General features: G+C 70.8%; 11 protein-coding genes and 1 rRNA gene. 10 read left to right on the top strand and 2 right to left on the bottom strand.

The window, feature by feature from the left end; genetic code table 11:
- Positions 1-65 precede the first annotated feature (65 nt).
- On the bottom strand, positions 66-518 hold the full coding sequence (locus tag AC07DS_RS17660; RefSeq protein ID WP_479146698.1) for a metallopeptidase family protein: 453 nt from the start codon (positions 516-518) through the stop codon (positions 66-68).
- Positions 519-823: 305 nt separating this feature from the next.
- Here AC07DS_RS17660 and AC07DS_RS17655 point away from each other — a divergent pair, with 305 nt between their 5' ends.
- The 8 genes from AC07DS_RS17655 (at position 824) to AC07DS_RS17620 (ending at position 9,367) form a co-directional block, all read left to right on the top strand.
- A complete protein-coding gene (locus tag AC07DS_RS17655) occupies positions 824-1,246 on the top strand; it encodes a DUF3499 domain-containing protein (protein WP_351812215.1) in 423 nt (140 codons plus the stop codon).
- 162 nt (positions 1,247-1,408) lie between these two features.
- Entirely contained in the window at positions 1,409-2,773 is a 1,365-nt protein-coding gene (locus AC07DS_RS17650; protein ID WP_479146301.1) for a phosphomannomutase/phosphoglucomutase, read from the top strand.
- A 195-nt stretch (positions 2,774-2,968) separates the two neighbouring features.
- Positions 2,969-3,139 (top strand): Trm112 family protein, encoded by a 171-nt coding sequence (locus tag AC07DS_RS17645; RefSeq protein WP_007382472.1) that lies wholly within the window; start codon positions 2,969-2,971, stop codon positions 3,137-3,139.
- Positions 3,140-3,224: 85 nt separating this feature from the next.
- Positions 3,225-4,352, top strand: coding sequence for an SIS domain-containing protein (locus AC07DS_RS17640; RefSeq protein ID WP_479146300.1), 1,128 nt, complete (start codon positions 3,225-3,227; stop codon positions 4,350-4,352).
- Positions 4,353-4,447: 95 nt separating this feature from the next.
- Positions 4,448-5,599: a mannose-6-phosphate isomerase, class I gene (gene manA / locus AC07DS_RS17635; RefSeq protein ID WP_479146298.1), complete on the top strand. Its 1,152-nt coding sequence runs from the start codon at positions 4,448-4,450 to the stop codon at positions 5,597-5,599.
- 132 nt (positions 5,600-5,731) lie between these two features.
- The gene (locus AC07DS_RS17630) at positions 5,732-6,712 is read left to right on the top strand and encodes a cation diffusion facilitator family transporter (protein WP_479146296.1); all 981 of its coding nucleotides are present in this window, start codon (positions 5,732-5,734) and stop codon (positions 6,710-6,712) included.
- 473 nt (positions 6,713-7,185) lie between these two features.
- The gene (gene ahcY / locus AC07DS_RS17625; protein WP_479146294.1) at positions 7,186-8,643 is read left to right on the top strand and encodes an adenosylhomocysteinase; all 1,458 of its coding nucleotides are present in this window, start codon (positions 7,186-7,188) and stop codon (positions 8,641-8,643) included.
- Positions 8,644-8,752: 109 nt separating this feature from the next.
- Entirely contained in the window at positions 8,753-9,367 is a 615-nt protein-coding gene (locus AC07DS_RS17620) for a hypothetical protein (protein WP_479146292.1), read from the top strand.
- A gap of 31 nt (positions 9,368-9,398) precedes the next feature.
- Here AC07DS_RS17620 and AC07DS_RS17615 read toward each other — a convergent pair whose 3' ends face one another.
- The gene (locus AC07DS_RS17615; protein WP_479146290.1) at positions 9,399-10,439 is read right to left on the bottom strand and encodes an RDD family protein; all 1,041 of its coding nucleotides are present in this window, start codon (positions 10,437-10,439) and stop codon (positions 9,399-9,401) included.
- 143 nt (positions 10,440-10,582) lie between these two features.
- Between AC07DS_RS17615 and AC07DS_RS17610 the strand changes: the two genes are divergently transcribed.
- Positions 10,583-11,590 carry a stage II sporulation protein M gene (locus AC07DS_RS17610; RefSeq protein WP_479146288.1) on the top strand — a complete coding sequence of 336 codons (1,008 nt, stop codon included), beginning with the start codon at positions 10,583-10,585 and terminating at the stop codon, positions 11,588-11,590.
- 555 nt (positions 11,591-12,145) lie between these two features.
- Positions 12,146-12,221 (top strand): 16S ribosomal RNA (locus tag AC07DS_RS17605); the annotation flags it as partial.

Raw genomic sequence — 12,221 nt, 5'->3', positions numbered from 1 at the left:
CAGGAGCGGGGCCGGGGCGAAGCCGGCCCCGGCCGGCCGCGGCATCGGGCGACCGGAGGAGCCGGCTAGTCCTCCCCGTAGCGGGGATCAACGGTCTCCGGAGTCAGCCCCAACAGCTCGGCCACCTGCTCCACGACCACCTCGTGCACCAGCGCGGCCCGCTCGTCCCGCCCCTTGGTCCGGATCTCCACCGGCCGCCGGTACACCACGACCCGGGCCCGCCGCCCGTCCCGCGCGGGGATGATCCCGCCCAACGGCACGGCCTCGTCGCTCCACGCCTCGGTGTCCCGGCGCTCCAGCCGGGGCACCTCGAGCACCAGGAAGTCGATGTCGGCCAGCTGCGGCCACCGCCGCTCGAGGCGCTCCACGGAGTCCTGCACCAGGTCCGCGAACACCTCGGCACGGCTGGCCGCCAACGGCACCTGCGGCGGCGCGACAGGTCCCCTCATGCCTCGCCCGTGACGATCACGTCGACGGGGCCCGGGGCCGGTGGCGCGGGGCGGTACACGGTTGTCCATCACTGGTGAAGCGTAGTCCCCGGACGCTCCCCCCGCCCGGCACCCACGCGGCAACCGGACTCCGGCCGCACGGCAACGGGCCATCGACACCCGATGTCGCAGGATGACCATTCCGGCCAAGGTCTGGCTCGTTTCCGTAACCCTCCAAGACCGCCAAACTCAAGGCAATTGACGTTGTTTGTACCGACTCATGACCGGACGGATTCCCGGCCGGCATCTCCAACAGGCCTGTCCCCGCAGGTCAGAAGGGCGCGTTCGGAGGGGCGTGTGGGGCGTCTCACAGCACGACACGGTGGAGTGACCTGGTGGAGAGTCGTCGCGGCCCGCTCAAGAGTGCGGTACCGTCCAACGTCGTGAGCCCTGTACGTCGCTGTTCGCGAACCGCCTGCGGCCGACCCGCCGTCGCGACGCTGACGTACGTCTACGCCGACTCGACCGCGGTCCTCGGCCCGCTCGCCACCTACGCCGAACCCCACTGCTACGACCTGTGCGCCGAGCACTCCGAGCGCCTTACCGCCCCCCGCGGCTGGGAGGTCGTCCGCCTCCTCGACGGCTCCGCTCCGGCACGGCCCAGCGGCGACGATCTCGAAGCGCTCGCCAACGCCGTGCGCGAGGCGGCCCGCCCCCAGGAGCGCGCGGCCCAGGCGGGCGGCGGCGGCCGTACCGCGGACCCCATGGAGGTCGCCCGCCGCGGCCACCTGCGGGTCCTGCGTTCCCCGGACAACTGAGCCCCGCCCGACGGCAGTCGGCCCCCGGGTACCACTCCACACCGCTCCCGCCCCGCGTTACGGCTCGGAGGCACCTCAGGGTCCACTTGGTGTCCACACACCCACCCCTTACCCCTGACGGGTAGTTTGTGGTCACCCATAGGACTTTCAGGAGGGTTGGCCGTGGCTGCTGATCTGTCGCAGATCGTGAAGGCGTACGACGTACGCGGAGTGGTCCCGGACCAGTGGGACGAGTCGCTGGCCGGCCTCTTCGGTGCCGCCTTCGCCGAGGTGACGGGTGCGGCGGCGATCGTCGTCGGGCACGACATGCGCCCCTCGTCCCCGGCCCTGTCCCGTGCCTTCGCGCGCGGCGCGGCGGACCGCGGCGTGGACGTCACCGAGATCGGCCTGTGCTCCACGGACCAGCTGTACTACGCCTCCGGCGAGCTGAACCTCCCGGGCGCGATGTTCACGGCCTCCCACAACCCGGCGCAGTACAACGGGATCAAGATGTGCCGCGCGGGCGCCGCCCCCGTCGGTCAGGACACCGGTCTCGCGCAGATCCGTGAACTGGCCGAGCGCTGGCTGGAGTCGGGCGCCCCCGCACCGGTCGCCGAGCCGGGAACCCTCACCACGCGCGAGACGTTGGAGGATTACGCGACGTACCTCCGCTCCCTCGTCGACCTGACCGCCATCCGCCCCCTGAAGGTCGTGGTCGACGCCGGCAACGGCATGGGAGGCCACACGGTCCCCACGGTCTTCGCCGGCCTGCCCCTGACCCTCGTCCCGATGTACTTCGAACTGGACGGCACCTTCCCGAACCACGAGGCCAACCCGCTCGACCCGGCCAACATCGTGGACCTGCAGAAGCGGGTCCCGGAGGAAGGCGCCGACCTGGGCATCGCCTTCGACGGCGACGCCGACCGCTGCTTCGTCGTGGACGAGAACGGCGACCCGGTCTCCCCGTCGGCGATCACCGCGCTGGTCGCCGTCCGAGAGCTGGCCCGCAACGGCGGCAGGGGCACGGTCATCCACAACCTGATCACCTCCCGCACGGTCCCGGAGGTGGTGCAGGAGAACGGCGGCACCCCGGTCCGCACCCGCGTCGGCCACTCCTTCATCAAGGCCGAGATGGCCCGCTCCGGCGCGATCTTCGGCGGCGAGCACTCCGCCCACTACTACTTCAAGGACTTCTGGAACGCCGACACGGGCATGCTGGCGGCCCTGCACGTCCTCGCGGCCCTCGGCGGCCAGGACGGCCCCCTGTCCGCCCTCGTCGCCCAGTACGACCGCTACGCGGGCTCCGGCGAGATCAACTCCACGGTCGCCGACCAGGGCGCCCGCCTCGCCGCGATCCGCGCCGCCCACGAGGGCCGCCCCGGCATCACCCTCGACGACCTCGACGGCCTCACGGTCTCCGCCGCCGACTGGTGGTTCAACGTCCGCCCGTCCAACACGGAGCCCCTCCTCCGCCTGAACGCGGAGGCGAAGGACGAGGCAACGATGGCCAGGATCCGCGACGAGGCACTGGCGATCATCAGGGCCTGACCCCCTGCCGGGCCGCGCGAGCCGCACCACCGGGACCGCGCTTCCCGGCCGCCCGAGACGGGTGGGCAGGTGGGAAAAATCCATGGGCCCAGGGGGCAGCGTCCCCTGGGCGGCACGCAAGCCCAGCTCAACCCACCCACCAGCGGTACGCTGACCGAACATCGGCAAAGCCGTCCACTCCCGAAGGGAAACCCCATGCCGCTCGAAGCCGGCCTCCTGGAGATCCTCGCCTGCCCCGCCTGCCACGCCCCCCTCAAGGAGCAGGACACCGAGCTGATCTGCACCGGCCAGGACTGCGGTCTGGCGTACCCCGTCCGCGACGGCATCCCGGTCCTGCTCGTCGACGAGGCCCGCCGCCCCGCGTAAGAGGCCCACCGCCCCGCAACGGCGAGGCGCCCACCCCCGCGCTCGACCCCCTGCACAGGACCCCGGCGATCGGAGGCTGCCGCCCATGCTCGACGAATCGCTGCTCGACGCCCCGGAGGGCCTCGCCGAGGCCGACCGACGAGGCCTCCTCCGCGGCGCGGCGGAAGCCGGCGCCCGCGTCCGCACCGCGGCCCGGCACGCCATCGAGGCCGGTCTCCGCGACCTCAAGCCCGACGGCCGGCCCCGCGCCGTCCTGATCGCGGGCCCCGGAGCAGCCGCCACCCACACGGCCGACTTCATCAGCAGCCTCGCCGGCCCCGGCAGCCCCGTCACCCGATTGGCCCCGACCGGCGTGGCCCCGGCCGCGGGCGCCCTGCGCTGGGAGCTCCCGGGCTGGGCCGGCTCCGTGGACCTGCTGCTGATCGCCACCCCGGACGGCACCGAACCCAGCCTCTCCATGCTCGCCGAGCAGGCCTACCGCCGCGGCGCCTCGGTCGTCGCCGTGGCCCCCGCAGGCACCCCGCTCGCCGAGGCGATGGCCGGCGCGCACGGCCTGTTCGTACCGATGGCGACAACGCCGTACGACCAGGAAGAACCCCTCGCCGCGTCCTCCTCGGGCGTCTTCTGGGCGCTGCTCACCCCGCTGCTGGGCCTCCTCGACCACATCGGCCTGCTCACCGCCGGGCCGGACGCCCTGGAGAAGGTCGCCGACCGCCTGGACCACATCGCCGAACGCTGCGGCCCGGCCATCGCGACCTACAGCAACCCGGCCAAGACCCTGGCCGCCGAGCTCGCCGACGCGCTGCCCGTCGTCTGGACGGAGGGCAGCTCGGCCGGGCCCGCGGGCCGCAGGTTCTCCGCCGCACTCGCCGAGCTGGCCGGCCGCCCCGCCGTGGTCGCCGAGCTCCCCGAGGCACTCGCCGCCCACAGCGCCCTGCTGGCCGGTCCCCTCGCGGCCAGCGCCGACCCCGAGGACTTCTTCCGCGACCGCGTGGAGGAGACGCCCGCACTGCACGCGCGCGTGGTGCTGCTCCGCGACCGCCCCAGCGGTGGCCTCACCGCCGCTCCCGGCGCCCGCGACCTGGCCCTCAGCCACGACACACCGATCAGCGAGCTGGAACCGGAGGAGGGCGGCGATCTGGAGACCCTCGCGGAACTGATCGCCATCACGGATTTCGCCGCCGTTTACCTGGCGCTCGCTTCCGGGGCCTGACCTTGCTCCAGGCCGTCCGGCCCGCGCCCACCACCGGGGCGGGACCGGCGACGGCGTCGGCCGAGCAGCATATGTAACGGAGACAGAGAAACCACATGGACCGCCTCGACAACACCGTCCGCCCCTACGCCTGGGGTTCCACCACCGCCATCCCGCACCTGCTCGGCGTGGAGCCGACCGGCGAACCGCAGGCGGAGATGTGGATGGGAGCGCACCCGGGTGCCCCCTCGCGCACTGAGCGCGGGACGCTCGTCGAGGTCATCGCCGCCGACCCGGAGAAGGAACTGGGAGCGGAGACGGTCGCCAAGTTCGGCCCCCATCTGCCCTTCCTGTTCAAGATCCTCGCCGCCGGTGCCCCCCTCTCCCTCCAGGTGCACCCCGATCTGGCACAGGCCAAGGAGGGCTACGCCGACGAGGAGCGGCGCGGCATCCCCGTCGACGCCCCGAACCGCAACTACCGGGACGCCAACCACAAGCCGGAAATGATCTGCGCGCTGACCGAGTTCGACGGCCTGTGCGGCTTCCGGGACCCGGTCCGGACGGCCGACTTGCTCGACGGCCTCGGCGTCGACTCCCTCAAGCCGTACGTCGACCTGCTGCACGCCCACCCGGAGGAGGCGGCCCTGCGCGAGGTCCTCACGGCGATCCTCAGCGCCGACCCGGAGGAGATGGCCCACACGGTCGCCGAGGCCACCGCCGCCTGCACCCGTCTCGGCGGCGACTACGCGCCCTACGCCGACATCGCCCACCACTACCCCGGCGACCCCGGCGTCATCGCGGCGATGCTGCTCAACTACGTCCGCCTGCAGCCCGGCGAGGCCCTGTTCCTCGGCGCCGGAATCCCGCACGCATACCTCAACGGCCTGGGCGTCGAGGCCATGGCGACCTCCGACAACGTCCTGCGCTGCGGCCTGACCCCCAAGCACGTCGACGTCCCCGAACTCCTGCGCGTCGTCCGCTTCGAGGCAGGCGACCCGGGCGTGCTGCGCCCCGAGGCCTCCCCGGACGGCGAGGAGGTCTACGAGACGCCGATCGACGAGTTCCGGCTCTCCCGGTACGTGCTCCCCGAGGGCGGCACCACCCACGACCTCACCCTGAACACCCCGCAGATCCTGCTCTGCACGGCCGGTCGCGTCCGGGCGGGCGAACACGAACTGGCCCCCGGCCAGTCGGTCTTCGTCCCCGCCGACGAGAAAGCCGAGGTGTCCGGCACGGGCACGGTCTTCCGCGCCACCGTGATCGTATGACCATGGCTGTGGACACCTGAGGCGTCGCCGCCCGGGCGGGCTGCAAGAATGGCCCACCGGCAAAGCACGGGCAAAGCCGGGCACACGCCCGGACGGCGTGGACGGACGAGGGCGAAGGGACTACGCGTACACATGAGCGCGTCAGGCGGTACCAGGGCGATCGTGGCGGCACTCGGCGCCAACCTCGCGATCGCGGCATCGAAGTTCGTGGCGTTCGCGTTCAGCGGCTCCTCGTCGATGCTCGCCGAGGGCGTCCACTCGCTCGCCGACTCGGGGAACCAGTTCCTGCTCCTGATCGGCGGCAAGAAGGCCCAGCGCGAGGCGACTCCGCAGCACCCCTTCGGCTACGGCCGCGAGCGGTACATCTACGCCTTCCTCGTCTCGATCGTCCTGTTCTCCGTCGGCGGCATGTTCGCCATCTACGAGGGCTACGAGAAGATCCTGCACCCGCACGAGGTCGAGCACTGGTACTGGCCGGTGGGCGTCCTCGTGTTCGCGATCATCGCCGAGGGCTTCTCGTTCCGTACGGCCATAAAGGAGTCGAACGAACTGCGGGGCAAGCTCTCCTGGTCGCAGTTCATCCGCCGCGCCAAGGCGCCCGAGTTGCCCGTGGTCCTGCTGGAGGACTTCGGAGCGCTCATCGGTCTGGTCCTCGCCCTCGGCGGTGTCGGCCTCGCCCTGCTCACCGGCAACGGCGTCTGGGACGGCATCGGCACCGTCTGCATCGGTGTCCTGCTCGTCCTGATCGCCCTGGTCCTGGCCGCCGAGACCAAGTCGCTGCTGCTCGGCGAGGCCGCGGGCATCGACGAGGTCAAGAAGATCGAGGCCGCGATCGTCGACGGCGACACCGTCACCGGCATCATCCACATGCGCACGCTGCACCTCGGCCCCGAGGAGCTGCTGATCGCCGCCAAGATCGCCGTCCAGCACGACGACACGGCCGCCGAGGTCGCGAAGGCCATCAACGCGGCCGAGGCCCGCATCCGCGCCGCCGTCCCCATCGCCCGGGTCATCTACCTGGAGCCGGACATCTACAACGAGGCCGAGGCCGCCAAGGGGCCGGACCCGGCGGCGACCCCTGGCGGGCCGACCCCGCACCCGGTCGGTCACTGAGAGTCCTGCCCCCCGAGTCCCGCTCGCCGCGGACTCGGGGCGCGGTAATTCTTCCCCGGCCAGGAGAGAAGCCGGCGCAGACCTGGCAGGCGAGCACCCAACCCTCGACTCAAAGGTGCGAAAGCCGCAGGTCATACCCGTCTGAGGCCTTCCGCCCACGCGCTTTCGCCCCCTGCCCGCCATCCCGCGAAACCCCGCTCCGGCCCCCGGCCACGTCCCCGGAACGACCTGAACTGTTCGCATGCGGACTGGGGACGACCCGGACCTCCGGTGTAGCTTGGGACGGAGCCAGACGTCGCTGCTGATGGCGGTCGGGCGGTCCCCCTGCGGACCGGCCGAGGGAGAGAGGGCCTCCGACGGACTGCGCTGCGCGTACGTGGGCATGCCTGTGCCTCTTTCACGGGCACACCTGTGTCCGCCGCCGCGCAGACCAGCCGTACCCACCTCGACCCAACCCCGAGGAGCAGCTCGCAATGACGACTGTCGACAGCCGACAGGACTTCAAGGTCGCAGACCTCTCCCTGGCCGAGTTCGGCCGCAAGGAGATCACCCTCGCCGAGCACGAGATGCCTGGCCTCATGGCGATCCGCAAGGAATACGCCGAGGCGCAGCCCCTCGCCGGCGCCCGTGTCACCGGCTCCCTGCACATGACCGTGCAGACCGCCGTGCTCATCGAGACCCTCGTCGCCCTGGGCGCGCAGGTCCGCTGGGCGTCCTGCAACATCTTCTCCACCCAGGACCACGCGGCCGCCGCCATCGCCGTCGGCCCGAACGGCACGCCCGACAACCCGCAGGGCATCCCGGTCTTCGCCTGGAAGGGCGAGACCCTGGAGGAGTACTGGTGGTGCACCGAGCAGGCGCTGACCTGGCCGGACAGCCCCACCGGCGGCCCGAACATGATCCTGGACGACGGCGGTGACGCCACCCTCCTCGTCCACAAGGGCGTCGAGTACGAGAAGGACGGCAAGGTCCCCGGTCTGGAGACCGCCGAGTCCGACGAGCACCGCGTCATCCTCGAACTCCTGCACCGCACCATCACGGACGGTTCGCAGAAGTGGACCCAGCTGGCCTCCGAGATCCGCGGCGTGACCGAGGAGACCACGACCGGCGTCCACCGCCTGTACGAGATGCAGCGCGACGGCGTCCTGCTGTTCCCGGCGATCAACGTCAACGACGCCGTCACCAAGTCGAAGTTCGACAACAAGTACGGCTGCCGCCACTCCCTGGTCGACGGCATCAACCGCGCCACCGACGTCCTGATCGGCGGCAAGACCGCCGTCGTCTGCGGCTACGGCGACGTCGGCAAGGGCTGCGCGGAGTCCCTGCGCGGCCAGGGCGCCCGGGTGATCGTCACCGAGATCGACCCGATCTGCGCCCTGCAGGCGGCGATGGACGGCTACCAGGTCACGACCCTCGACGAGGTCATCGACAAGGCCGACATCTTCATCACCACGACCGGCAACAAGGACATCATCATGGCCTCGGACATGGCCAAGATGAAGCACCAGGCCATCGTCGGCAACATCGGCCACTTCGACAACGAGATCGACATGGCCGGCCTCGCCAAGGTCCCCGGCATCGTCAAGGATGAGGTCAAGCCGCAGGTCCACACCTGGACGTTCCCGGACGGCAAGAAGATCATCTTGCTGTCCGAGGGCCGCCTGCTGAACCTGGGCAACGCCACCGGTCACCCGTCGTTCGTGATGTCCAACTCCTTCGCGGACCAGACCCTGGCCCAGATCGAGCTGTTCACCAAGCCCGACGAGTACCCGACCGGCGTCTACACGCTGCCCAAGCACCTCGACGAGAAGGTCGCCCGTCTCCACCTGGACGCGCTCGGCGTGAAGCTCACCCAGCTGCGCCCCGAGCAGGCCGCCTACATCGGCGTGGAGGTCGACGGCCCGTACAAGTCGGACCACTACCGCTACTGAGTCCGTAGGTCCGCAGCCAGTACCTCCGAGGCAGGCCCCCGCACCCCCGTGCCGGGGGCCTGCCCCTTTGGCCTCAGGCCGGACCCGCCCGTCGAGCCCCAGGACCCCCATGCCCCGCGGCCGCTATTCGCTCCACGATCCGCACGATCACACCCCTCTCGCAGAAGAGCACTTCCAGTGCGCCCCCGGCCCGTCCGGCTGGCGCTACGTCTCCCGGCTGACCACCCCCGCGGGAGACCACAGCGGCTCGGTCGACCTAGCCCTGGACGACCTCGGCCGCCCCATCCGCCTCGAACTCCACGCGGGGGGCTGGCAGGTACGCGGCGCCGCCCTCGACGGCGTCACCTGGGTCCGCACCGACCCCACCGGAGCCCATGCCACCGAAGGCAATGTGCGCGCCCACGCCTTCACCGGCACGTCCCCCGCGTTCCTCGTCGCCACCGCCCGGCTGCTGCGCCTCACCCCCTCGTCCGCCGCCACCCGCGTGCGCCTCGTGGCCTTCACGGACCCGGTCCTCGCCCCCCGCACCATGGACCAGTCCTGGGCCTTGGTGAACAGCGAAGCACACGCCACTGACAACGCCCCCCTGACCGTGGACGAATACCAGGTCACAGCCCTGGACACGGGCGAACAGCACACCGTGCACATCGCCGGGGACGTGGTCCTGTCCGCGCCCGGAATCGAGCTGGAGGACCTCCAGTCACCGCCGTCGAGATTCGACTGAGCCGACGCCGCCGAGCCGGCGGAGAGGCCGGCTATGCGGGCGGAGCGAACCCGGTGGAACCGGAACCCTCGGCCGGCCGCTCGGACGGGGTCTCGCCCCGCTGCGCCGAGGGGGGCGGTACGACCGGAGCCTGGGACTGCGGCCGGACGGGCGCCTGGGACGGGCCGGGCTGACCGGGATTCTGCGGCCACACCGGCGCCTGCTGCTGATACCCGTTCGCCGCGGGCGCCTGAGGCACCGGCGGAGCATAGCCACCGGGCACAGCACCACCGGGCGCGCCGGGCACGAAGCCGGCGGGCGCACCCCCGGGCACCACGGGACCCGGGCCCCCGAAGGCCTGCCGCGCGTCGCGAGCCTGCCTCTCATGGACCACAGCCGCCAGGAAGGCGGCCGGGTGCACACCCTGCGGTGCCGGAGCCCCGGTACGGGCCGCGAGATCGGCCGCGAGCCGCCGGCCCATGTCCCAGGACACCTGAGGATCGAGCTGCTGCATCCGCGTCAGGTACTGCCGCACGGCGAGCCACAGCCCGTCCGGCACGGCCGACAGGTCCAGCTCGGCGAACCGCCCCGCGAGCTCCGGCGGAGGCGGAGGCACGAAGCCGGCCCGCCCCACGGGAATCCGCTCGCGTACGACCAGGGTGCCCGCGAAGACGTCCCCGAGCCGCCGGCCCCGCGCCGACACCAGCGAGGCGATGCAGGCCACGATCCCGAACGTCATCAGGATCTCGACCACACCGATCGAGCCCCGCACCAGCGCGTGCCGGAACCGGATGGGCCCACCGTCGTCGCGCACCACCCGCAGCCCGAACGCCAGCTTCCCGAGCGAGCGCCCATGACTGAGCGTCTCCACCGCGATCGGACCGCCGACCAGCACCAACATGAAGGTCGCGATCGACACCGCGAGCTGGGCCGCCTCGTCCAACGACGAAGTCGCGGCCACCAGCGCGATGGTCACGCCCATGTACACGAGCACTGCCACGACCAGGTCGAGCAGCACCGCCAACGCCCTGCTCGGCAGCTTGGCCGGGCGCAGTTCCAGCGCCACCGCCTCGCCGGTCACCAGCTCACTCACGCCCGCCGTCCTTCCCCTGGTCTGCCCCGTGCAGCGCAAGTCTGCCAAGCTGAGGGCGCATCGCGCCCCAGTAGGACAAGCTGACAGCATCACGAGCCTCCACCAAGAGCAGTGGACGACCAGCCGAGGAGCAGGCAGACCCGATGGACCTGGACGTCTTCGTCTCCGCACACCGAGCCGAATGGGACCGCCTCGACGCCCTGCTCCGCCGCCAGCGCCGCCTCAACGGCGCCGAGGCCGACGAACTGGTCGCTCTCTACCAGCGCACCGCCACCCACCTGTCGCTCATCCAGTCCAGCGCCCCCGATCCACAGCTGACCGGACGGCTCAGCCAGCTCGTGGCACGCGCGCGCAGCGCCGTCACCGGAACCCGTCGCGCCTCATGGCGCGACGTCACGCGCTTCCTAGGCCAGGGTTTCCCCGCAGCGGTCTACCGCGCACGCCACTGGTGGGTGCCCACCGCGCTCGTCTCCACCGCCATCGCGATCCTCCTGGGCTGGTGGATAGGCACCCACCCGGAGGTGCAGTCGACCATCGCGGCCCCCAGCCAGCTGCGCGAGCTGACCCGTCCCGGCGGTGAGTACGAGACCTATTACTCGAGCCACCCGGCGGCCTCCTTCGCCGCGCAGGTGTGGACGAACAACGCCCGGGCCGCCGCGATGTGCCTGGTCCTGGGCGTCTTCCTCGGTCTGCCCGTGCTCTGGATCCTTTTCGAGAACATGCTCAACCTGGGCGTCGGCATCGGCCTGATGTCCTCCGCCGGCCGCCTCGACACCTTCCTGGGTCTGATCCTCCCGCACGGGCTGCTCGAACTGACCGCGGTCTTCGTCGCCGCAGGCACCGGCCTCCGCCTCGGCTGGACCGTCATCGACCCGGGCCCCCGAAGCCGCCGCACCGCACTGGCCGAGGAAGGCCGGGCCGCCGTGGGGATGGCTATAGGCCTCGCACTGGTCCTGTTCGTGTCCGGCGCCATCGAAGGCTTTGTCACCCCGTCCGGCCTGCCCACCTGGGCCCGCATCGGCATAGGGGTCGCGGCCGAGGTGGCCTTCCTGGCGTACGTCTACGTCCTGGGCGGCCGCGCGGTACGCGCCGGTGAGACGGGCGACCTCGAAGCGGCCGAACGCAGCACGACCCTCCCGACGGCCGCCTGATGTGCGTCCGGGGTCTGTGAGCTGCTAGTCTCCTCTTCGCCCCGCAAAACCCGTTGACACGGGTGGAGTGGGGAGGTAGATTCAATGAGTTGCCCGGAGCTGGACAAGCTCAGGGCTGATCGTTTAGAATCTATCTGCTTCCAAAGGTGTCGCGACTGTGACTCTGAGAAGCATCCCCGACTTAACTACTCAGAAATGAGCGGCCGGTCAGACCGGCCAAGAACTTCTGATAAAGTCGGAACCGCCGGAAAGGGAAACGCGAAAGCGAGAACCTGGAAAGCACCGAGGAAATCGGATCGAGAAAAGATCTGATAGAGTCGGAAACACCGAAGGGAAGCCCGGAGGAAAGCCCGAGAGGGTGAGTACAAAGGAAGTGACCGTTCCTTGAGAACTCAACAGCGTGCCAAAAATCAACGCCAGATATGTTGATACCCCGTCTCCAGCATCAGCTGGGACGAGGTTCCTTTGAAAAACACAGCGAGGACGCTGAGTGTGAGGGGACTATTCCTCCTCTCGCACCGCTCTCGTGCGTGCTAACCGGATTACCGGTAAACATTCACGGAGAGTTTGATCCTGGCTCAGGACGAACGCTGGCGGCGTGCTTAACACATGCAAGTCGAACGATGAAGCC

The sequence above is a fragment of the Streptomyces sp. NPDC044064 genome (assembly GCF_056434245.1).
This window is presented reverse-complemented; position numbering and strand designations above follow the sequence as displayed.

Excerpts from the sequence above, each read along its gene's own strand:
- AC07DS_RS17660 (WP_479146698.1), bottom strand. The coding sequence starts at position 518 with ATGGACAACCGTGTACCGCCCCGCGCCACCGGCCCCGGGCCCCGTCGA.
- AC07DS_RS17645 (WP_007382472.1), top strand. The coding sequence starts at position 2,969 with ATGCCGCTCGAAGCCGGCCTCCTGGAGATCCTCGCCTGCCCCGCCTGC.
- AC07DS_RS17640 (WP_479146300.1), top strand. The coding sequence starts at position 3,225 with ATGCTCGACGAATCGCTGCTCGACGCCCCGGAGGGCCTCGCCGAGGCC.
- manA (WP_479146298.1), top strand. The coding sequence starts at position 4,448 with ATGGACCGCCTCGACAACACCGTCCGCCCCTACGCCTGGGGTTCCACC.
- AC07DS_RS17630 (WP_479146296.1), top strand. The coding sequence starts at position 5,732 with ATGAGCGCGTCAGGCGGTACCAGGGCGATCGTGGCGGCACTCGGCGCC.
- ahcY (WP_479146294.1), top strand. The coding sequence starts at position 7,186 with ATGACGACTGTCGACAGCCGACAGGACTTCAAGGTCGCAGACCTCTCC.
- AC07DS_RS17620 (WP_479146292.1), top strand. The coding sequence starts at position 8,753 with ATGCCCCGCGGCCGCTATTCGCTCCACGATCCGCACGATCACACCCCT.
- AC07DS_RS17610 (WP_479146288.1), top strand. The coding sequence starts at position 10,583 with ATGGACCTGGACGTCTTCGTCTCCGCACACCGAGCCGAATGGGACCGC.